The 20889-nt window shown below is 60.2% G+C and carries 19 protein-coding genes, 1 tRNA gene and 1 riboswitch; of the genes, 14 read left to right on the top strand and 6 right to left on the bottom strand.

What is annotated here, in order from left to right; genetic code table 11:
- Nucleotides 1–22: 22 nt before the first annotated feature.
- On the bottom strand, nt 23–1456 hold the full coding sequence (locus D8M21_RS07165; RefSeq protein ID WP_048679413.1) for an amino acid permease: 1434 nt from the start codon (nt 1454–1456) through the stop codon (nt 23–25).
- 172 nt (nt 1457–1628) lie between these two features.
- A riboswitch (SAM riboswitch) is annotated at nt 1629–1742 on the top strand.
- 122 nt (nt 1743–1864) lie between these two features.
- Between D8M21_RS07165 and D8M21_RS07160 the strand changes: the two genes are divergently transcribed.
- Genes D8M21_RS07160 through D8M21_RS07150 form a run of 3 tightly spaced genes read left to right on the top strand, consistent with a single transcriptional unit; the run spans nt 1865 to nt 5164 of the window.
- Nucleotides 1865–3259, top strand: coding sequence for a bifunctional o-acetylhomoserine/o-acetylserine sulfhydrylase (locus D8M21_RS07160; protein WP_048679410.1), 1395 nt, complete (start codon nt 1865–1867; stop codon nt 3257–3259).
- 15 nt (nt 3260–3274) lie between these two features.
- Complete coding sequence (metX, locus tag D8M21_RS07155) at nt 3275–4465, top strand: homoserine O-acetyltransferase MetX (protein ID WP_048679408.1); 1191 nt, start codon at nt 3275–3277, stop codon at nt 4463–4465.
- A gap of 39 nt (nt 4466–4504) precedes the next feature.
- A complete protein-coding gene (locus tag D8M21_RS07150; RefSeq protein WP_048679405.1) occupies nt 4505–5164 on the top strand; it encodes an alpha/beta hydrolase in 660 nt (219 codons plus the stop codon).
- 35 nt (nt 5165–5199) lie between these two features.
- On the opposite strand, the gene D8M21_RS07145 is transcribed toward D8M21_RS07150, so the two are convergent.
- Both D8M21_RS07145 and D8M21_RS07140 read right to left on the bottom strand, forming a co-directional pair.
- Complete coding sequence (locus D8M21_RS07145) at nt 5200–5868, bottom strand: glycosyltransferase (protein ID WP_161800258.1); 669 nt, start codon at nt 5866–5868, stop codon at nt 5200–5202.
- A gap of 307 nt (nt 5869–6175) precedes the next feature.
- A complete protein-coding gene (locus D8M21_RS07140; RefSeq protein ID WP_048679399.1) occupies nt 6176–6415 on the bottom strand; it encodes an RNA-binding S4 domain-containing protein in 240 nt (79 codons plus the stop codon).
- 169 nt (nt 6416–6584) lie between these two features.
- On the opposite strand from D8M21_RS07140, the gene D8M21_RS07135 reads away from it, so the two are divergent.
- From D8M21_RS07135 to D8M21_RS07095, 9 genes are all read left to right on the top strand, one after another.
- Complete coding sequence (locus D8M21_RS07135; protein WP_048679396.1) at nt 6585–7967, top strand: glycine--tRNA ligase; 1383 nt, start codon at nt 6585–6587, stop codon at nt 7965–7967.
- 16 nt (nt 7968–7983) lie between these two features.
- Nucleotides 7984–8946, top strand: coding sequence for a GNAT family N-acetyltransferase (locus D8M21_RS07130; protein WP_238651129.1), 963 nt, complete (start codon nt 7984–7986; stop codon nt 8944–8946).
- Between the two features lie 20 nt (nt 8947–8966).
- Nucleotides 8967–9356 (top strand): MGMT family protein, encoded by a 390-nt coding sequence (locus D8M21_RS07125; protein ID WP_053089955.1) that lies wholly within the window; start codon nt 8967–8969, stop codon nt 9354–9356.
- Nucleotides 9357–9507: 151 nt separating this feature from the next.
- Nucleotides 9508–10872, top strand: coding sequence for an aspartate aminotransferase family protein (locus tag D8M21_RS07120; protein WP_048679989.1), 1365 nt, complete (start codon nt 9508–9510; stop codon nt 10870–10872).
- Between the two features lie 151 nt (nt 10873–11023).
- A complete protein-coding gene (gene dusB / locus D8M21_RS07115; RefSeq protein WP_082156665.1) occupies nt 11024–12136 on the top strand; it encodes a tRNA dihydrouridine synthase DusB in 1113 nt (370 codons plus the stop codon).
- A 101-nt stretch (nt 12137–12237) separates the two neighbouring features.
- Entirely contained in the window at nt 12238–13542 is a 1305-nt protein-coding gene (locus tag D8M21_RS07110; RefSeq protein ID WP_048679389.1) for a deoxyguanosinetriphosphate triphosphohydrolase, read from the top strand.
- A 60-nt stretch (nt 13543–13602) separates the two neighbouring features.
- The gene (gene dnaG / locus D8M21_RS07105; protein WP_048679386.1) at nt 13603–15483 is read left to right on the top strand and encodes a DNA primase; all 1881 of its coding nucleotides are present in this window, start codon (nt 13603–13605) and stop codon (nt 15481–15483) included.
- Nucleotides 15484–15574: 91 nt separating this feature from the next.
- Nucleotides 15575–15650, top strand: a tRNA-Asn gene (locus D8M21_RS07100).
- Nucleotides 15651–15945: 295 nt separating this feature from the next.
- Nucleotides 15946–16539: a hypothetical protein gene (locus D8M21_RS07095; RefSeq protein WP_126855761.1), complete on the top strand. Its 594-nt coding sequence runs from the start codon at nt 15946–15948 to the stop codon at nt 16537–16539.
- A gap of 240 nt (nt 16540–16779) precedes the next feature.
- Here D8M21_RS07095 and D8M21_RS07090 read toward each other — a convergent pair whose 3' ends face one another.
- Nucleotides 16780–17352, bottom strand: a complete 573-nt coding sequence (locus tag D8M21_RS07090; protein WP_065424223.1) for an Ltp family lipoprotein — start codon at nt 17350–17352, stop codon at nt 16780–16782.
- Nucleotides 17353–17625: 273 nt separating this feature from the next.
- Entirely contained in the window at nt 17626–18315 is a 690-nt protein-coding gene (locus D8M21_RS07085; RefSeq protein WP_065424222.1) for an Ltp family lipoprotein, read from the bottom strand.
- 319 nt (nt 18316–18634) lie between these two features.
- Between D8M21_RS07085 and D8M21_RS07080 the strand changes: the two genes are divergently transcribed.
- A complete protein-coding gene (locus D8M21_RS07080) occupies nt 18635–19351 on the top strand; it encodes an HD domain-containing protein (protein WP_342342969.1) in 717 nt (238 codons plus the stop codon).
- A gap of 99 nt (nt 19352–19450) precedes the next feature.
- Here the strand turns inward: D8M21_RS07080 and D8M21_RS11490 are convergent, their stop codons facing one another.
- Entirely contained in the window at nt 19451–20281 is an 831-nt protein-coding gene (locus D8M21_RS11490) for a GmrSD restriction endonuclease domain-containing protein (RefSeq protein WP_274542920.1), read from the bottom strand.
- A 49-nt stretch (nt 20282–20330) separates the two neighbouring features.
- Here D8M21_RS11490 and D8M21_RS11485 point away from each other — a divergent pair, with 49 nt between their 5' ends.
- The gene (locus D8M21_RS11485) at nt 20331–20693 is read left to right on the top strand and encodes a hypothetical protein (RefSeq protein WP_238651124.1); all 363 of its coding nucleotides are present in this window, start codon (nt 20331–20333) and stop codon (nt 20691–20693) included.
- Nucleotides 20694–20889 lie beyond the last annotated feature (196 nt).

Here is a 20889-nt window from a genome sequence, read left to right as displayed (position 1 = left end):
GCACACCCTCGCCTGGCGGCCGTCAGCCCTGGGCGGACTCGGCGCGTTGCCTGGAACGGCGCGTCAGCGGGTACAGAACGGCCAGCAGAACCAGCCAGACGGCGCCGATGATCAGAGACATCCTGGTGTCCTCGAAGAACCCGAGCAAGACGATCACGAACACCATGAATGCCAAAGCCGCCCACGAGGCAACCGGCCACAGCGGCGTCGGGAACGGAGACGGCCCCGTGTCTTCGCGTCGACGTTGCCGCCGCATCGCAAGGTGCGTCACGAGAATCATGACCCACACCAGCACGGTCGCAAAGGTGACGAGTGTTGCGACGTAGAGGAAAGCGTTTTCGAAGAAGATGTTGACGAGCACACCCACGACCAACACGAGACCCATCGCGGCCACCGTCATTCGGGGTGTGCCGCCGGGTGAGACTCGAGTGAACGAGCGCGGAGCCAGCCCTCGCTGAGCCAAACCGAACAGCATGCGGCCCGCACCGTAGATGTCTGAGTTAATCGCCGAGACGGCGGCGGTCAGGACCACCACATTGAGGATGTGTGCCGCCGCAGGAATGCCGAGCCCAGAGAAGATCTGCACGAAGGGCGACCCCTCATTACCGATGCTGCTCCACGGGTAGAGGGACATGATGACGCCCATGGCCAGAACGTAGAACAGGAGAATCCGCACGGGCACGGTGTTGATGGCCCCCGGGATGGACTTGCCCGGATTCTCCGCTTCCCCCGCGGTAATACCGATGGTTTCGACGCCGCCAAAGGCGAACATCACCACGGTGAAGCACGCAAGGAATCCGGTGAATCCGTGCGGGAAGAAACCACCCTGTTCCCACAAATTGGTGACCGACGGCTGCACCTGATCGTGCAGGGAGATGCCGAAGATCATGAGCGCGATGCCGCCCACGATCATCGCGATGATCGCGCCCACCTTGACGATGGTGAGCCAGAATTCCACCTCGCCATATACTTTGACCTTCGTCAGGTTGATCCCCATGATGATGGCGACCACCGCGACGATCCAGACCCAGCTGGGCGAACCCGGGAACCAGAAGCGCATATAGAGGGAAAAGGCGGTCACGTCGGCCACCGCGACGAGAGCCATTTCGAAGGCGAAGCTCCAGCCTGTGACGAATCCGGCCCAGCGGCCGAGGTACTGCGTCGCGTAATCCGAGAACGATCCGGGCACCGGGTGCACCATGGCCATCTCACCCATGGCACGCATGACCATAAAGACCGCGGCACCGCCGATCACGTAAGCGAGCAGAACGGACGGACCGGCGAATTGAATCGCGTCCGCCGAGCCGAGGAAGAGCCCGGTGCCAATGGCGGAACCGAGAGCGATGAAACGAATATGTCGCAAAGTGAGACCACGGTGGAGCGAGCTCCGGGTTTGCGGTGCGGGGTCGGTGGTGGCCGACGAGTGGGTCTGCGGGGTAGAACTGCGTTCTTGCACGGTCTTCCTTTGCGCTCGTGACCGTTATGGCTCACGATCGGTCCTTGAATCTGACTCTGGATAGGTTACGCAACTGCACCGAGCCACGTCATAAATGTCACGACGTGTCACGCGCGCTTAGCATCCGGCCCAAGCTTGACCCGTTGCCCCTGCCCGGAGAAAACTTGAATCAGGTCAAGAGAGCCAGTGACAAGCCCCAGCTTGCTGGCCGGCAACCCTCCAACCGCGGTGGGGTGCCCTGGGTGAGGACCAGGTGGTCGTGAAAATGCGGCCACAAGCGCGGGCGCGGTGTGCCCGGTCATCACGTGAGTGAGCTTCGCATTCCCCGGTGCATCGGATGATGTCGGGTTGACCCGGGCTGACGCACAGACCGGTCGCTCCATGCCCTTGATAACTCAGGAGCAGAACATGAGCACGGAAACGACCAACCTTCCTACGCCGAATAGCCCCCAGGGCTGGAAATTCGAAACTCAGCAGATTCACGCGGGCCAGGAGCCTGACTCCGCGACCGGTGCGCGGGCCCTGCCGATTTACCAGACCACGTCCTTCGTCTTCCAGAATTCCGAGCAAGCGGCACATCGCTTTGGTCTCAAGGAATTGGGGCCGATCTATTCGCGTTTGACTAACCCGACCCAAGAAGCGGTCGAGAACCGGCTAGCTGCCCTCGAAGGCGGCGTGGGAGCCTTGCTCGTCGCATCGGGTCAGGCCGCGAGCACCATCGCGATCCTCAACGTGGCGCAAGCCGGAGACCACATCGTCGCAAGCCCGAGCCTGTACGGAGGAACCTACAACCTCCTCAAGCACACACTCGGCACCTACGGGATTGAAACGACCTTCGTTGAGGACTTCGACGATCCCGAATCGTGGCGAGCCGCCGTGCGGCCAAACACCAAGGCGTTCTACGGTGAGACGGTTCCCAACCCCCGCAGTGATGTCCTCGACATCGAGGGAATCGCTCAGGTGGCCCACGAATCCGAGGTTCCGTTGATCGTGGACAACACCGTTCCGACCCCGTATCTGTTGCGTCCCTTCGAATGGGGTGCCGACGTCGTCGTGCATTCGGCCACGAAGTATCTGGGTGGGCACGGAACGAGCCTCGGTGGCGTGATCATCGATTCGGGCGCTTTCGACTACTCGCGATACCCGGAGCGTTTCCCGCAGTTCAACCAGCCCGACCCGAGCTACCACGGCTTGGTCTTCGGCGAAGACCTCGGTCCGAATGGTGTTTTCGGGGTCAATCTCTCCTACATCCTGCGCGCTCGCGTGAGTCTGTTGCGGGATCTTGGGTCCTCCATTTCGCCGACCAACGCTTTCAATATCGCCGTTGGCTTGGAGACGCTGTCCTTGCGCATCGAGCGCCACGTCGAGAATGCCCGTGCCGTGGCGCGGTGGCTCGAGGCTCGTCCGGAAGTGACCAAGGTGCATTATGCCGGCCTCGAATCTTCCCGCTGGTACGAGCGGGGCCTCAAGTACGCCCCCCGCGGCGTCGGAGCCATCGTGGGATTCGAAGTTGAGGGAGGGGCCGAGCCCGCTCAACGATTTGTGGACTCCCTGACCTTGCACTCGAATGTGGCCAATATCGGTGACGTTCGTTCCCTCGTCATCCACCCCGCGTCGACGACGCACTCCCAGCTTTCCGAGAGCGAGCTGCGGGACGCGGGCGTGGCGCCGGGCTTCGTCCGTTTGTCCGTGGGTCTGGAACATATCGATGACATCCTCGCGGACTTGGACAACGGCTTCGCGCAACTGCGGCAGGCCAACACTTCCGCTGAGAGTGCGGCCTCGGCGGGAGCTACGCGCTAGGCGTCAGGAGGTTTAGTGACGATCGCAGGTACCCGGCCGGACCAGGCCGCGCTGTGGGACGAAGGGGTTGCCCGGTGCTTCGGCATCGGGGACCTTCGTCTCGAGAGCGGTGCGGTCATCCCGGACGCCGAACTCTTTTTTGAGACGTGGGGAGTCCTGAACGACGACGCCAGCAACGCCGTCTTGGTGCTGCACGCCCTCACCGGCGACACCCACGCTGCCCGCGGTCAGGCCTCCGAGAGCACCCCCGAGCTGCAACGCCTGGCGGCCGCGCAGGAGGGATGGTGGGAGGGCCTGATCGGGCCTGGTGCCGCGATCGACACTAACCGCTATTTTGTGGTGTGTCCCAATATTCTGGGTGGTTGTTACGGATCTACCGGCCCGGCGTCTCCGGCGCCCGCCTCCGTGGATCCGGATCGCGAACCGTGGGGTTCGCGATTCCCTCTCGTGACCATCCGAGATTCCGTGAAGGCCGAGGCGGTCTTGGCGGATGCCCTCGGGATCGAACGATTTTCGCTGGTGATTGGCGGTTCCATGGGCGGGGCACGGGCGATGGAATGGGCGGTGACCTTCCCTGAACGGGTGGGGCATTGTGCCGTGATCGCCTGCGGCCCAGAGGCGACGGCGGAGCAACTGTCTTGGGGGCAGGCTCAGAGCCTCGCGATTCGTCAGGACCCCGATTTCTCAGGCGGGGATTACTACGCGGGTCCAGGCCCGGTCCATGGATTGGGACTGGCCCGGCGGATCGCCCACATCACGTACCGTTCGGCCTCGGAACTTCACGAACGCTTCGGTCGCTTTCCTCAAGATGACGAAGACCCTACCGGCCCCTGCGTTAACCGCCGTGGGCGTTATCGGGTGGAAAGCTATCTCGATCACCATGCTTCGAAGCTGGCAGGCCGTTTCGACGCCAACTCCTATCTGGTCGTCAACGATGCTCTGATGAGCCACGACATTTCCCGAGGGCGGGGAACTCTTCAGGAGGCCTTGGCCCGATCCACGTGCGGCTGGAGCGTCATCGCCGTCGATTCGGACCGTCTGTTTTATCCCCGAGAATCGGAAAGTTTGGCCGTAGCCCTCCCTCGGTCCGTTCCGGTGCACACCGTGTCGTCCCCGAGCGGCCACGACGGTTTCCTCATCGAGACCGCCCAGATCGCCAACTGTTTAGCCGCCGGCTGGCCTTCGGCGGAGGCCGCACGCCGCTAGCCGCCACGGCCAGTTCCAGGTCCCGCTTAGACTGGAAGCATGACTCAGGAACCCTTCGTCGAATACTCTCGTCCGTCCGAAGAACGCCGCGGCACTCATTTGGTGCTCATGCTTCACGGCTACGGATCGAATGAGCAGGACCTCCTCGGGCTATTGCCCGCATTGCCGTCGGACGGCTTTACCTACGCGTCGATGAGGGCACCCGACCCCATGCCTTCCGGTGGCCCCGGGTTCAGCTGGTTTGACCTCAATATGGGTCCGGAGGGGAGTCTCGCCAAGACTGCAGAAGGCGCGAAGGCAGCCACTTCGATGGTCACCACATGGATCGAGTCCCACGCCGATGAGTACGCGGACGTCACACTCCTTGGCTTCTCGCAAGGAATGGCAATAGCCAGCTCGGTTGCTCGGCATCGCCCGAATCTTCTGGCCGCCGTGGTGGGACTCTCCGGTTTTGTGATCGATTCCGACGACGAATCCCTTGACGACGCCGCCCTCGCCGCCCGCACACCTCGCTTGCCCTTCTTCTACGGGCGAGACCAAGAAGACCCCGTCGTGACGGGCGATTTAGTGGCCTTCACCCTCGATTGGCTGAGGGACCACACGCAGGTCACCAAGGTTCTCTATGCGGGGATGGGTCACGGAGTGAGCAATCAGGAAATGAAGCACGTTTCCGAATTCCTGACGTACGTGCTGCGCTGAGATAGCCGGTGGCTTCTGAAGGGTGGGCGAGGCGTTTAGCGGTGGCCGTCGAGGTGCATCACGAAAGCACGGTCTGGATCGATGAGAGCGTGATTGCTGTACTTCAGGGATAATGGAGCCATGACTTGGGCCAGGAGAGCGGTCCAAGGTATGGGATATTCAGCGTTGAGGCCCCAGGGCTGTTGCGGGCGCTTTTCATCCAATAGTCGATCAAAGTAACTCAGGCGACGTTCGACTTCGCTGAGCCACGCATCGGTCCACGAAGAACCTGGCTTGAACCCAAAGGCGCGCTGATCGAGCATACGTGTGTAATGGGTGCGCTGGTCAGAACCGAGTGCTCCGAACGCCGGGCTGAGGTCTCGGGAATCGGGCGGTATAAGCCCACAAGCCCACATGGTGTGATCGCGATTTGCACGATCAATGAGTGGTTTCCACGGCTCCCGCATGTCCTTGATATCCGAATAAACGCCTCCATGATGATGCATCAGATAAGCGCGCAGGTAATCGGAACGGTGGACGTAGCTTAATTTTTCATACGCCGGGTGTAAAGGGTGCCCTTGAACGACGACGTCGTTGAGATTCTCGGCCGTGATAAAGACGACGTCCAATTCAGTATTGTGACGTCGCAAGGATTTGATGGCCCGCATGCGTTGCGGACTTAGGTCGTTGTCGCCGGTCCAGAGCAAAAACAGTCTGCTCGGCATTGGGGAATGTGGCGGATCTGTCGGCGGTGAATACATCAGATGATTCACCTTGAAAGTTAGAGACGATGCCTCATGGATCCGGAGAATTTTGTCAAAGCTTTGGTAACGATCGAGATCGTATTTATACGGGAAACGTTTGGAATAAATAGAGCGAGAATGATCGATGAGTAATCGAATATTTCGGCGCGAAGATTTGTTGAGCGCCAAACCGGCGTGCTTGACCCGTCGTAGAGGCTGAATTAAAGCGTTCATGAGAGATCCGTCTTAATTGATGTGGTTGCAGAATGTATTTTTGAGGAGGCGGAACTTAGGCTTCAGCGCGTTGAACTTGGATCGTCATATCGCCCAGGCGTACCTTATCGCCCGGACGTATCTGCTTGCCGCGTTGCGTTTCTACCTCATCATTAACGCTGACGTGCCCCTCAGCGATGACTTCGCGGGCCTCCAATCCGTCGCCCACCAGGTTTGCCAATTTCAGTAATTGGCCCAAGCGGATCATGTCGTCCCGGATCTCGATCACTTCCACGGATTCATTTCGACTCGTCATGTCATGAGCCTATCCGTTTCGCTTGGGGGAAGCATGGAGACCCGCATGATCGTGAACAGCCGGGATGGGCGACCTAGGAGTCAAACCGGTAGGCTGGGCGGGAGAGATTTGACCCTTTGCACGCGACACCCCCGATGGCGCGTGACGACCTATGGAGTGAGCAATACCTATGGCACCTAAGTCCACGCTGGACAACGTCATCACGCTGGCCAAGCGCCGCGGATTCGTTTTTCAGGCGGGTGAGATCTACGGCGGTTCTCGCTCGGCGTGGGATTACGGCCCCCTGGGCACCGAGCTCAAGGAAAATATCCGTCAGTTGTGGTGGCAGAACTTCGTGCGTTCCCGCGAGGACATGGTGGGACTGGACTCCTCGGTGATCTTGCCGAAGGCCGTGTGGGAGGCATCAGGGCACGTCGAGACCTTCACTGATCCGCTCGTGGAGTCCTTGCACACGCACCGTCGGTACCGTGCAGATCACTTGCTGGAAGCCTACGAGGCCAAGCACGGCCACCCGCCGGTCAACGGTTTGGCCGACATCAATGACCCCGAAACGGGCCAGCCCGGGCAGTGGACCGAACCGCAACAGTTCTCGGGTCTCATGAAAACCTACCTCGGTGCCGTGGACAACGAAGAGGGTATGACCTTCCTGCGTCCCGAGACCGCTCAGGGCATTTTCGTGAATTTTAACAATGTGGTCACGGCTTCCCGGAAGCGTCCCCCCTTCGGAATCGGGCAGATCGGCAAGGCGTTCCGCAACGAAATCACTCCGGGAAACTTCATTTTCCGCACTCGTGAATTCGAACAGATGGAAATCGAATTCTTTACGCACCCGGAAGATGCCCCGAAGTACTTTGACCGGTGGGTCGAGGACTGCTGGAACTGGTTCGTGGACCTCGGTATTAATCCTGAGAATATGCGGCAGTTCGACGTTCCTGAGGATGATCGTGCGCACTACTCTGCGGGGACCATCGACATCGAGTACAAGTTCGGTTTCCAGGGCAATGAGTGGGGAGAGCTCATGGGCGTGGCCAACCGGACGGATTACGACCTCGGCGTACACAACGACCATTCCAATACCCGCCTTGAATACTTCGATCAGGCCACCGGGGAACGGTACGTCCCGTACGTCATCGAGCCGTCCTTCGGCTTGACGCGTTCGATGATGGCGTTCCTCGTGGATGCCTACAGCGAGGATGAGGCCCCGAACGCCAAGGGCGGCGTCGACACTCGGACGGTCCTCAAGTTGGACCCCCGCTTGGCGCCCGTCAAGGCTGCGGTCCTGCCGTTGTCCAAGAAGGAAACGTTGACCCCGACGGCCGAGAAGCTCGCCGCGGAACTGCGGAAGAACTGGAACGTCGACTACGACACGTCGGGTGCCATCGGTCGCCGCTACCGTCGCCAGGACGAAATCGGAACCCCGTTCTGCATCACCGTCGACTTCGATACCCTCGACGACCAGGCGGTGACCATCCGTGAACGCGACACCATGGCGCAGGAGCGCGTCAGCCTGGACCAGGTGGCCTCGTATTTGGCCGGCCGGCTGATCAAGTAGCGAACAGGAGAACGTGGTGACGGATTACACCCTTCGACCGTGGCAAGAGGGCGATGACCTGCAACTGATGCAGATCTGGCCCGACGCCGACAACATCCAGGCCTCCGTGTTTCGCGCCAAATTGGGCCCAGACACGGATTCGCCGTGGCAACGGTCGATCGTGGTCGAGCACCAGGGGATTCCCGTGGCGGCCGGAACCGTGTACGAAACGTCACTGCACGACGCTCGGCTCTGGGCCTACGTCGAGGTGGCGCCGGACCATCGACGACGCGGCGTCGGCCGGCTCATCCTGGACCAGTTGCGGAAACACGCCGCCACCGCGCCGTCCGGCGTCTCGGCTCTTCGAACCAAGATCGTGCCCGAAACCTCCGGTGCGGGTTTCGCACAGTGGGCGGGCTTGGGCTCGATTCAGCGGACCCGCATGGTGCGCGTCAACGCGGGAGCTTTGGCCCCGCAGCCTCTTCGAGCCGACGACGCCGACCGCCTCGATCAGGCGGTAGAGGATCTCGCCACGGGGTCTCTCGAACTCACTCAGGCGCTCTGGGATTTCTATCGGTCCGTCCACGAGTGGGACCCGCCGGCAGAACAATCGTTGGGTCGCGTGAATCGGTTGTTCCTCTCGGACGAAGCGGAGGCGTTTGGCGCGATTGTCGTTCGTGACGACGTGATTGCCGCGCAACATGACGGGAAAAAGGGGCCGATCAGTGCCTTTGCGGTCAGCTACCGCTCCCTCGATGCCGATGCCCCCGGTCGGGAGATTCCCGAGGACGAGCCCACGGAAGTTCTCCTCGGTTACGACATCAACGCCCCACGTGCGGCCGAGGACGTCGAGCAATTGCTCGCGCTCCTCGTGGCTCAATACCCGGTGGTCTTCCAGGTGGATGACTCGATGAGCGTGCTGTCCGAATTGGCCGATGCATTGATCGAGCGTGGAACCGCTGAGGTCGAGGAAGAGGCTTTGGTCCTCGCGGACCGTTAGGGCCAAGAAGGAGTCGCATCGTGGATGACCTGCGTCTCGAGAGGATTCTGCGGGCGGTCGAAGGAATCCCTGAGGGGCAGGTCGCGACTTATGGGACGATCGGCAAGATCGTGGGGGAGTCGCCAAGGGTCGTTGGCAACGTCATGGCTCGCTGGGGCTCCAACGTCCCGTGGTGGCGGGTGGTCAACGCCCGAGGCGAAATTCCCGGTCACCACCATAGGGTCCGCGAGCATTGGGAACGCGAGGGTTTGCTTGGCCCGGCACATGAAACCGGGCAGGAAACGCCGTCGGATGGCACGCTTCGGGTTCGGCTGTCCAACGTCGCCGCCGACGTCGTGATACTGACCGCGAATTTCGAACGAGCCGTCGAAGACCTCCCGTCCGATGCTGCCTCAGATAGTTATTCATAACCGAGGGGCCGCGTCGCCGCGGGAGCGCCGAGGCGCGCGATTCCGGGCATGAGTACCTACACTGGTCCACAGGGCCCCGACCAGGGGAAACGAACCAGGAGGTAGTCCGATGAACGGAATCGATCGAGGTCATACCGAGTCCACGGATCCCATGGACGGGCTGGCGGCTGGCCCCAGCGAGGCCGAGCTTGCCGCGGGGAGAGAAGCCTATGCCCTGGACCGGAAGCACGTTTTTCACTCTTGGTCGGCCCAAGGTTCCCTGGACCCCATGACCGTGACCAAGGCCGAAGGCTCGTACGTCTGGGACGGCGCCGGCCACAAGCTCCTGGACTTCTCGTCTCAGATGGTCAATACGAACATCGGCCATCAGCATCCTGTTGTGGTGAAAGCCATTCAAGATCAGGCCGCGAAGCTGTGTACGATCGCGCCCTCCCACGTCAACGACGCACGTTCCGAAGCTGCCCGGCTCATCGCGGGGCGGACACCCGGGACCTTGAATCACATCTTCTTCACCAATGGTGGGGCAGAAGCCGTAGAGCACGCGATCCGTATGGCTCGGTTGCACACGGGACGTCGGAAAGTTCTTTCCGCATACCGCAGCTATCACGGTGGGACCGATCTGGCCGTGAATGTCACGGGGGATACCCGTCGTTTCGCGAGCGACTACGGTGACGCCGGGGTCTCGCATTTCATGCCGGCCTACCCATATCGCTCGTATTTTGGGTCGCAAACTCTGGAAGAAGAGACCGAGCGAGCCCTTCGACACCTTGAGGACACCATCATTCTGGAAGGGCCCGAGACGATCGCGGCCATCATCCTCGAAACGGTGCCGGGAACCGCCGGAATCTACGCGCCCCCGCCCGGATACCTGAAGGGGGTTCGCGATCTCGCGGACCGTTACGGCCTGGTGTATATCGCGGACGAGGTCATGGCGGGTTTCGGTCGCACTGGAGCTTGGTTTGCCGTGGACCATTGGGACGTCGTCCCCGATCTCATGACCTTCGCCAAGGGCGTGAATTCTGGCTACGTCCCGCTGGGCGGCGTCGCCATCTCGGATGACATTTTTGAGACCTTTCGCGAACGGGCCTACCCGGGCGGTCTCACGTATTCTGGCCACCCGCTGGCTTGTGCCGCTGCCGTAGCTACCATCCGCACGATGGCGGATGAAGGCATGATCGAGAATGCCGAAAGGATGGGGCGGGAAGTCTTCGGACCTGGCCTCGAGAAGATCGCCAAGAACCACGCCTCTGTCGGCGAAGTCAGGGGCCTGGGGTGTTTCTGGGCCATCGAACTCGTCAAGAATCCCGAGACCCGTGAGCCTTTGGCTGCCTATGGCGGAAGCTCCCCGGAAATGAACGAACTCATCGGCACCATGAAAAAGCTAGGGTTGCTTCCTTTCGCGAATTACAACCGTATTCATGTGGCACCCCCGCTGAATATCACTCAGGACCAGGCGGAAGAGGGCTTGAGGATCATCGATCGGGCGCTCGACGTCGCGGATGCCCACGTCGTCTGACCCGAGAGTGCCGCCACGTGCGAATGTTCCTCCACCCACAATGTGCGCTCGAAACGTGTGCAACCGTTGTGGCCTGTGAGAAAATCGCTGGGTGACTACCGCAACCGCTCCCACCCGCCTTTCACTGCCACCACTGCGTCTTGGGCCGCTCATGGTCGATGTTCCCGTGGTTCTGGCGCCGATGGCAGGCGTGACGAACCGTGCTTTTCGGCGCCTGTGCCGCGAGTACGGTGGAGGGTTGTACGTGACCGAAATGGTCACGGCCCGCGCTTTGGTGGAACGCCGCCCCGAGTCCTTGCGCATTATCGAGCACGACTCCGACGAGAAAATCCGCTCGATCCAGATCTACGGCGTGGATGCCGTCAACGTGGGCAAGGCCATCCGGATGGTCGCCGAGGAGGGGCGAGCGGACCATGTGGACCTCAATTTCGGTTGTCCGGTTCCCAAGGTCACCAAAAACGGTGGGGGCTCGGCCCTGCCGTGGAAAACCGACCTCTTCGAAGCCATCGTGACCACGGCCGTGCGCGAGGCATCACGAGCGAATATCCCCGTGACCGTGAAGATGCGCAAAGGGATCGACGATGATCACATCACCTTCCTCGACGCCGCCAAGACCGCCCGCGACGCTGGTGTGGCCGCGATCGCGCTTCATGGTCGGACCGCGGCGCAGCACTATTCGGGGCAAGCCGATTGGGACTCCATCGCGGAACTGCGAGAGGCAATTCCGGACGTTCCCGTGCTCGGTAACGGTGATATCTGGTCGGCTGAAGACGCCGCTCGGATGGTCGAGCAGACGGGCGTAGACGGCGTGGTGATTGGGCGCGGTTGCCAGGGCCGTCCGTGGCTCTTTGGTGACCTGCAGGCAGCTTTCGAGGGACGCACGGATCGCTTCCGCCCTGGAGTGGCCGAAGTCGCCGACATCATCTATCGGCACGCCGAACTACTCGTCGAAACCTTCCATGATGAGCATCGAGGCATGCGCGAGATCCGTAAGCATATCGCCTGGTATTTCAAGGGTTACCCCGTTGGTGGCGAACTTCGTGCCAGCATGGCGCAGGTTGCCACGCTCGACGAATTCCGTGACCTGCTCAATCAACTGGACCTTTCCCTCCCTTATCCTGGTGCCGATGTTGAGGGACCGCGTGGCAGGGCGGGGTCACCGAAGAAGCCCCATCTTCCGGACGGTTGGTTGAATTCGCGAATCTTGGGCGACGCGGAACGTCTGGGTCTCGCCGATGCCGAATTGGACATTTCGGGCGGCTAAGCGTGACCCGACCCGCGGATGCTGTGGAAAACTCCGTCCTTCCGCGGAATCACGCGGTACTGTGGGCATGACCCAACGTCCCCGATCAAGGTGCCCGCTCGATGTCTTCCCCGATGGATCCCCAGCAGCCTGGTTACACCGCGCGCGATTCCGAGCGGTGGCTCCCGGAGAACCACAAGAACCTGTATCGCAGTCACTTCGAACGGGACCGGGCGCGAGTCTTGCATTCTTCGGCATTGCGTCGGCTGGGCTTCAAGACTCAAGTCGTTTCACCGAATTCGGACGACTTCATTCGGACCCGGCTGACCCACTCCTTGGAAGTTGCCCAGGTGGGGCGAGAAGTCGGCCGGATGATTGGGTGTGACCCCGACGTCGTCGACGCCGCGTGTTTGGCCCACGACCTCGGCCACCCGCCTTTTGGCCACAATGGCGAGACGGCCCTCAACGCGATTGCGGAATCCGCCGGTGGCTTTGAAGGAAACGCGCAAACTCTTCGACTGCTGAGTCGGCTCGAACCCAAGGTCACTATGCCTGACGGCCAACCCTGTGGGTTGAACCTGACGCGCGCGAGCCTCGATGCGGCCTGCAAATACCCCTGGAAGCGCGAAGACGCTCCGGTGAAAGACGGCGTGCGAAGCAAGAAATTCGGCGTCTATGAGGATGATCTCCCGGTATTTGAGTGGTTCCGAGACGGAGCCCCGGAGGGCCAGAAATGCCTAGAAGCGCAGGTCATGGACTTGGCCGACGACATTTCCTATTCCGTCCACGACGTCGAGGATGCTGTCTTTGCCGGTCATGTGCAGTTGGGCTGGATGGACCGCACGGCCGAGCGGGAACGCGTGCTGAGCTGGACGCAACGGTTGTACCTGCCCGACGCCGAGCCCTCCGAGTTGGAGGAGGCGTTGGGGCGTCTTCGGAACTTGAAGGAATGGCTGCCGAGCATGACGGGTACCCGAGCCTCGATGGCCGAGCTGAAGGCGCTGACCAGCCGGTTGATCGGTCGGTTCGCCGGTGATGCCATTGCGGCGACCCGTGCTGAATACGGCGACGGACGTCTCACCCGATACGATGCCCAATTGCGAATCCCTCGGGAGACTCTGACCGAGATCGCGGTGATGAAAGGTATCGCCACCGCTTTCGTGATGGCGGTCCGAGACCAAGGGCCCATGTACGAGAATCAGCGCGAGATGCTGACGGTAGTGGTTGAAGCTCTGGTCGAGACGGACGGCATGTACCTTGATCCGGTTTTCGCTGCCGATTGGCGGGAAACCGACCCCTCCGACGACGCCGGGCGCTTACGTTTGGTCATTGACCAGGTCGCTTCGCTCACGGATTCTTCTGCGGTGCGTCTCCACGATCGCATCACCGGCCTGAATTGGCGCACCGGCGATAAGCCCCTGTGGTGAGATGTCCACGTTCCGCGAAGACCAGCCCGTGACTTGCGGGCCCCAGATAAACTGACCCTTGTGGCTGGATTGATACGACGCGAAGACATCGATGAGGTACGTTCCCGAAGCGATATTCGGGAGATCGTCGAAGGCTTTGTCACCCTCAAATCCGCCGGCATTGGCTCCTACAAGGGTTTGTGCCCTTTCCACGATGAGCGGACGCCGTCGTTCCACGTGCGGCCCCAAATGGGTACGTACCATTGCTTCGGATGCGGAGAATCGGGCGATGTCATCGCTTTCCTGATGGCGATGGAACATACCAGCTTCGCCGAGACTGTGGAGCGTTTGGCCGCACGCATCGGTTACGAACTGCACTACGAGCAGGGGAGCGGGCCGACGCGCGAGGAGAAGGGTCGCCGTCAGCGCCTGATTGATGCGCACAAGATTGCCCAGGAATTTTTCGAGCGCCAGCTCTATACCCGTCAGGCCCAAGTGGCCCAAGCGTTCCTTGGCGGCCGTGGCTTCGATGGGGAGGCGGCGAAGAAATTCGGGGTGGGGTTCGCCCCGCAAGGCTGGTCGAATCTCCTGAAGCACCTCCGTGATCAGGGGTTTTCCGATGAGGAACTCAAGGCCACCGGTATGTTCTCGGAAGGGCAACGCGGCTTGTACGACCGTTTCCGTGGTCGACTGATCTGGCCCATCCGCAATATCACGGGCGAAACCATTGGCTTCGGTGCTCGCAAGCTCTTCGACGACGATCAAGGCCCCAAATACCTCAACACCCCTGAGACGCAGCTCTACAAGAAGTCTCAAGTGCTCTACGGCATCGACCTCGCCAAGCGGAAGATTGCACAAGGGAAGCAGATCATGGTGGTCGAGGGATACACCGACGTCATGGCTGCGCACCTGGCCGGAATCGAAACTGCGGTGGCCACCTGCGGAACGTCATTCGGCACCGAACACATCAAGATCGTTCGTCGACTACTGGGAGATGACGGTAGCGGCGGAGAGGTGATTTTCACGTTCGACGGCGATGAGGCGGGGCAAAAGGCGGCCCTCCACGCGTTTCAGGAGGACCAACGGTTCACCGCTCAAACGTACGTGTGCGTGGCCCCAGACGGTATGGACCCGTGCGATCTCCGGCTCAAACGGGGGGATCGCGCCGTCCGCGACCTGCTTGAAGATAAGCGTCCCCTCTTCGAATTCGCGATCCGAGTTACTCTGAGGGACTTCGACCTGGACAGCATCGAGGGGCGCTACCGGGCCATGAAGGCAGTCGCGCCCATGGTCGCCTCGATCCGCGATTCCGTTCTCAGGCACGGTTATCAGCGTGAAGTGTCCCGATGGATCGGAGTGGACCTTCAGGAACTGGATCAGGCCGTCCAAGCGGAAGCGCGCAAGCCCTCGGAACGACGTCGGGACGAGGTGGAAGCCGTCGCGGCGGCGTCGGATCACGGTTCCGTGGGGGCGCCACAGATTGAGGTGCCGGATTACAGGGATCCCGCGGCCCGGCGCGAACGTCAGGCTCTGGAGGTGTTGATTCAGGTTCCGGAGCTCGTGGAACAGTCCCAGTGGGATGCCCTGGGGTCGATCCGGGTGAGGTTCCGGGTCCACTATGAGTTGCTCCGTGGGATCCTCGCTGCGGCCGGCGAGATGACTCCCACTTCAGGTACAGGGTGGATCAACGCGATTCGAGGTCACGCCCACGAGGCAACGCACGGTTTGCTTGCCGAGCTGACCGTGGCGCCGTTGCCGGCCTCGAGCCAACGCCAGCTCGAGGCCTACGCCGTCTCGATTCTCAATAGCCTGCTTCAGCAGGAGCTCAGCGCTCGGCAACGGGATAAAGTGCGTGAGCTCGAACGGGTCGATGCCGTCACCGAGGCTGATCGATTCCGCAGCATCCAGCGGGAGATAGCCGACCTGGAGTACAAACGTCGGCAGCTTTCGGAATATCGGTGACAAGGGTCACCCGCTGTCGTTTTGCGAACCCCCAGCCGAGCCTGTAAAGTTTAGTGCTGTTGCAAGCGTTGAAGAACGTTGAGAGTAACGGTCCCCCGTAGCTCAATTGGCAGAGCATTCGACTGTTAATCGAAGGGTTACTGGTTCGAGTCCAGTCGGGGGAGCCAAGAGATTGCCGGGATGCCGGGCCACACGGCCTAGTGTCCCGGCATTTTTTGTGCCCAAAAACGGCAAAAGGCGCGGTTAGGGCGCGGATTCAACTCGACACCTTCCAGTCCAAGACCGTCGGCCCGATACCGGCTCCGGGACCTCTGCAGGTGGGGTGATTCAAGGTTTCTCGATTTGAATTCACTGACCGCCCGGTCCGAAGTTGACGCTTTTGAAGTACTAGGGAGTAGAGTGTGGGTCACATTGAGACTTCTGTGCATTTGCGCAGGTCAGTAGCCATTTGGGTGGGGGACCATGGAACATACAGGACTTCGGCGTCGAAGTATCATCAAGGGCGGCGCCTGGAGCGCGCCGGTTATCGTGGCAACGGCCGCGATGCCCGCGCAGGCGGCCTCGCCGACAAATCCGGATTTAGGGGTACTTTTTGACGGCGGAGGTGGCGCCGACGGCTACCTTAACAGCGTGTACGTGGATTTGGGTGTGCCCGCCACCGGAACTCCGATGACTTTGCAAGCGCCACTGGTCATGACCTTGAACGTAGAGGGACTATTAACGGCTGCAACGGATGAACGGGCCTTCACGGTTTCTGCCAGCTTAGGCTCCGTCAGCCGTGGTGCCTACAACGTTTCCACACGAACCACAACGATCACCTGGACCTTGCCCGCCGGTACAAAATTGCCAAAAGTCAGCACGGCTTCAGGCGTTCCGGACATATTGTTCACTTTTCAGGATGGTGAGTCAAAAACGACCACAGGCCGAATTAAAAATAAAATCGTGATCACCAGCGTGACCGGCGGGACCATCGTGACGCCCAGTAGCACACCGATAGATTCATCGGTCGTGCGAGATGTTAACCAAGGCGCAGCGAGTCCAAACGGTATCTACTAAGTCGGTTTCAAAGCCCCGCTCACCTTCTGTGGTGGGCGGGGCTTTTTATTACCTGCAGATACCAATTCGAAGTCGATTGAAGGTGAAGGTCGCAGGTCGGCGAGTGAGAGTGAGGCGTCGTGGATACGTCACGGATTCAGTCACTTCCTTCTCGACGGCGTCCTCAACCATTCATCTACTGCGCAAAAGGGCCCCCACATACCGTGCCGGTCAGTGGGGGCCCTATTGTTTGGGGCAGATCTAGCCGTTGAGATGTTGGATCGCGTAGTCCGCTTCCTCAGGAGTGAAACCCTCGATCTCAGAAGTCAGCTGCGTCCGTACTGCTTCGGGTGACATGTTCTGCTGGGACTGGTAGTCCTTCGCCTTCTTGAGGGCATTTTCGTTCCAGTTCGCATCGATGTGATCGATGGCGTACTGTGCCGCTTCCGGAGTGAACTGCTCCACGCTTGAGGTGAGCTGATTGTAAATGCCTTGTTTCGACATATTCATGGTCTGAGCGTAGGACTGTCCCTTCTTGAGGGCGGCCTTGTAATCAGCGGGAGTGTCATCGCTCTTTCCAGAGCCGTCCGAAGAGCTGGATTGCGAATTACCCCCAGAATTTGAGTCATGGTTCGAATTTGCCCCATTGGCAACCATGACGATCACGGCGATGATCACAATGACGACGATGATGCCGAGGCAACCGAGACATCCAAATAGCCCCCGGCGCTTCTTTTTCGGTTGCTGGACGTTTCCATAGTGGCCTTGCCACTGCTGATTATCGTGACCCTGCCATTGCTGGTTGTTTTGGGGTGCGTTGGGCTGGTTTTCCAAAGGGGGATCTCCTGGTGTTGATTGAATGCACAGGTGTATGCCTGCTGTTGCGAATTGATGGGGACATGAAACCTCGGGAAAATCGAGGTACCTCAAGCAGTGCCTCACCATGCGAGTCGTTTGTTCGCGGCCGAATGATCTATGGGCGCGTGGCGCAACTCAAAGGGGATGGCCTCAATCCGAGTGGCTCCCGGGAGAACCCCGCTTACCTACGAAAGATCAGCGGGGTTTCCGTCGAGGAGCTGTGGCTTTAGCCGTCGAGGAGCTGTGGCTTTAGCCGTTGAGGTGTTGAATTGCGTAGTCTGCTTCTTCCGGGGTGAACTTTTCGCCGTACTCGGAGGTGAGCTGGGTCCTAATCGCCTCGGGAGACATATTCATCTGGGATTGATAGTCTTTCGCCTTTGCCAGAGCATTGGCGTTCCAGTCGGCCTTCATATTGTCGATGGCATACTGCGCGGCTTCCGGAGAGAACTTTTCTCCATATTCTGAGGTCAGCTGGTCGTAGACGCCTAGTTTAGACATGTGCATCATGCTGGAGTACTGCTCAGCTTTGCGGAGTGCTGACGAGTTGACGCTCGATCCACCGGCGTTCGGCTGTGCCGGGGCGGGGGCTTGGTTTGCATCGGGCGCGCTATCCGCAGGAGCAGAGGAAGGCGCTGCCTGTGACGGCGCAGGTGAGTCCGCCGGTGCGGGCGCTTCGGTCGGCGCGGCCTCCGTACTGTCGGTCTCGGAGCTTGAATCCGACGGAGAATCCTCCGGAGTCGTCTCCGTGACGGACGGCGACTCCGTTGCAGGAGCTTCCGATGCGGATGCGGCCTCGGTCGGGGTCGCAGAGGCGCTGGACGAAGAAGTCGATGCGCTGGAGCTGGGGCTAGCGGAGGACGACGAATTATCGGCATGGCTGCAACCTGCGAGAGCGAGAGTGGCCACAGCAAGTGCGGGAATGATGGTGCGAGATTTCATGATGGTTCTTTCTGTGTGGGGCCTGAGTGCGGCCTGGATAGATTGTATGTGGTCGCTCGCCATTTGGGTAGATAGCTTGAGAAAACTTAGTAAAGCTTGTGTTCACCACTGCGAAACACCTTCGGTATGCGGCAAGAAAAGTCGTGTCCGCACCTGAAACCTAAGTCAAAATCCGAGGGATTCTGGAAACTATGGCCCCAATGATTAATTGGCGCCAATGGTTCATTCCCGTCTTGAGCCCCACTTCTAAAACTTCCGGGGCATCAGGTTGAGAGTGTGCAGATAATTGCATTTCGAAATAATTCGAACCGATGCAGGTATGGCTTCGTCCATCTTGATCGGGAAGAATCGCGAGACAGGCTCATCGACGAACCACATCTCAGCTCTGGAGGGCATTATGACCGACACCATTGCAGGCATCACCGTCCCGGATACAGATCTCACTCGGGAAGCGACCGAGCTGGTCCGGGACGCGGCCGACGACGTCGTTTACCATCATTGCCGTCGCGTCTATTTCTTCGGGTCGTTGCGAGGCCAAGAATTCGGACTGACCTGGGACCCAGAGTTGCTCTACGTGGGGGCGATGTTTCACGACCTCGGTCTCACCCCGAGGTATCGAACCACTGATCAGCGCTTCGAAATAGACGCGGCCGACGTGGCACGTGATTTCTTAGTTAACCGAGGAATTGACGACGACGCCGCCGACCGAGTCTGGCAGGGCATAGCACTTCACACCACCCCCGAGATTCCGTTGCATATGCCACCGGAGGTGGCCTTAGTGACCAGGGGTGTGGAGCTCGACGTGATGGGCGTGGGTTATGACGACATCAGTGAGGCGGACCGTTCTGACGTTGTTGCCGCCCACCCGCGCCCGGACTTCAAAAATCAGATTCTGGCCGCCTTTACCGACGGTTTGAAAGATCGACCGGAGACCACGTTCGGAAATGTTAAAGCGGACGTCTTGGCTCACTTCCTTCCGGGATTCCGCAGGGGAGATTTTGTGGAGGTCATTAAGAATTCGTCGTGGCCTGAATAGATTCGATGAAAACGAAAACCCACAACGCCCCGGTCCCATAGGGCCGGGGCGTTGTGGGTCGACAGCGGTGTTCCAGCGCTGGTCGCATGCAGTCACAGGCTATGACTTGGCCTCGCAGGCAACACCGTCGCCGTCGCGGTCCAATTTGCGGCTGTAACCAGGTTGGCCTTGGTAAATCGGCGCAGCGCCTGCGGCGCGAGCTGCGGCGCACGTCGGGTAGTAAACGTTGCCTTCCTGCGGAGGCGCCGGTTCGGCGGGGGCCTCCGGCGCCTGTGGTTGCTCGGGTACCGGTGCTGCTGGGGGAGCGGGTGCCTGTGTGGGCGCGGCTGGAGCCTGCGTCGTTGGGGCCGGTGCCGGAGTCGGGGCGACATCGACGGTCGGGCCGGCATCTCGTCCGGGCAACGGCTCACCGGGGCATCCCTGGAGAATTCCGGTCATGGCATCACGTTCAGGCTGGGTGACCCATAGGTGGTAAGTGGCTTTCACGGCGATTTGTCGGGCCACGTAATGGCACCGGTACCCCTTGTTGCCGGGCAGCCAGGTGGCCGCGTCGGCGTCGGATTTCTGCTGATTGGCTGGGCCGTCCACGGCGAGAAGGTTCAGCGGGTCGTTCGCAAGATGCTCGCGAGTGTCGGCGTCTAGCTGCTGGGCACCCGTTTGCCACGCGTTGGACAGTGCGACGACGTGATCAATCTGCACTGCTGAGCTCGTATCTTGTCCGACGGTGTAGGAAATCTCGGTCGCCGTATACGGGTCGGCTAACGTGCCGTGCGTTACTTTGCAGTCCCCAGTATTTGGCTTAAAGGTCTCATCGGTCATGTCTCGTTTGAGAATGTCATTCCTGGTGTCACAACCGTTGTGGTCTACATCGGCCCAAGCTTGGCCGAATTGCTCCCTGGAATATCCAGTTTTGGGAGCTCGTCCCTTCACGGGCAAGCTAGCCAAAGTTTTCGCCGCGTCCCCTTGAGCGGTCGTACCGGTGTCGATTTTCGTGGAGCTTGGCGAGGGACTCTGGCTCGGAGCCGAGGATTCCCGTGTAGGCGACGGCGAAGGCGTCAACGAGGGGGAGGGTGAAGAGGCTGAGCTAGTCGTGGACGATGTGCTCGGTGAACTCTCCGGCTTTGAATTGTTGGGGCCAAAGAATGCGCCAATGATGCCGATGATGAGGAGAAGAACCAGAAGAATACCGCCACAACCGAGGCACCCCAGGCATCCCTTCTTTTTGCCGGACATTGAGGATGTGGTTCTTGGCGCAGGGCCCGGTGGGTTGGAGGAAGCAGACATCAGGAACTTTCTACGGTGCGAGTGGTATCAGCATGATCGTACTGGTCAGTACGGATGAATTGACGTTTGACAGACCGGTCGAATCGAAGAGTCTTCGCTGGGATATGCAGTAACGGGATGACGTCACGAATTGATACTCGGAATTAAAATCCCTATCATGCCATCAGAATTTGCACGGTTAGATCGTGCTTGGAGCATGGAGTTTAAGGCGGCGCCCCGGATGCTATGGGGGTAACCGGGGCGCCTAGGGATTA

Origin of the sequence: Kocuria sp. HSID16901 (assembly GCF_003989425.1) — a bacterium.
GTDB lineage: Bacteria > Actinomycetota > Actinomycetes > Actinomycetales > Micrococcaceae > Rothia > Rothia massiliensis.
Note: the sequence above shows the minus strand (reverse complement) of the source record. Positions and strands in the feature narration are given on the sequence as shown.

Excerpts from the sequence above, each read along its gene's own strand:
- D8M21_RS07135 (WP_048679396.1), top strand. The coding sequence starts at position 6,585 with ATGGCACCTAAGTCCACGCTGGACAACGTCATCACGCTGGCCAAGCGC.
- D8M21_RS07145 (WP_161800258.1), bottom strand. The coding sequence starts at position 5,868 with ATGCCGAGCAGACTGTTTTTGCTCTGGACCGGCGACAACGACCTAAGT.
- D8M21_RS07095 (WP_126855761.1), top strand. The coding sequence starts at position 15,946 with ATGGAACATACAGGACTTCGGCGTCGAAGTATCATCAAGGGCGGCGCC.
- D8M21_RS07150 (WP_048679405.1), top strand. The coding sequence starts at position 4,505 with ATGACTCAGGAACCCTTCGTCGAATACTCTCGTCCGTCCGAAGAACGC.
- D8M21_RS07160 (WP_048679410.1), top strand. The coding sequence starts at position 1,865 with ATGAGCACGGAAACGACCAACCTTCCTACGCCGAATAGCCCCCAGGGC.
- dusB (WP_082156665.1), top strand. The coding sequence starts at position 11,024 with ATGGTCGATGTTCCCGTGGTTCTGGCGCCGATGGCAGGCGTGACGAAC.
- D8M21_RS07085 (WP_065424222.1), bottom strand. The coding sequence starts at position 18,315 with ATGAAATCTCGCACCATCATTCCCGCACTTGCTGTGGCCACTCTCGCT.
- D8M21_RS07140 (WP_048679399.1), bottom strand. The coding sequence starts at position 6,415 with ATGACGAGTCGAAATGAATCCGTGGAAGTGATCGAGATCCGGGACGAC.
- D8M21_RS07080 (WP_342342969.1), top strand. The coding sequence starts at position 18,635 with ATGGCTTCGTCCATCTTGATCGGGAAGAATCGCGAGACAGGCTCATCG.
- D8M21_RS07110 (WP_048679389.1), top strand. The coding sequence starts at position 12,238 with ATGTCTTCCCCGATGGATCCCCAGCAGCCTGGTTACACCGCGCGCGAT.
- D8M21_RS07120 (WP_048679989.1), top strand. The coding sequence starts at position 9,508 with ATGGACGGGCTGGCGGCTGGCCCCAGCGAGGCCGAGCTTGCCGCGGGG.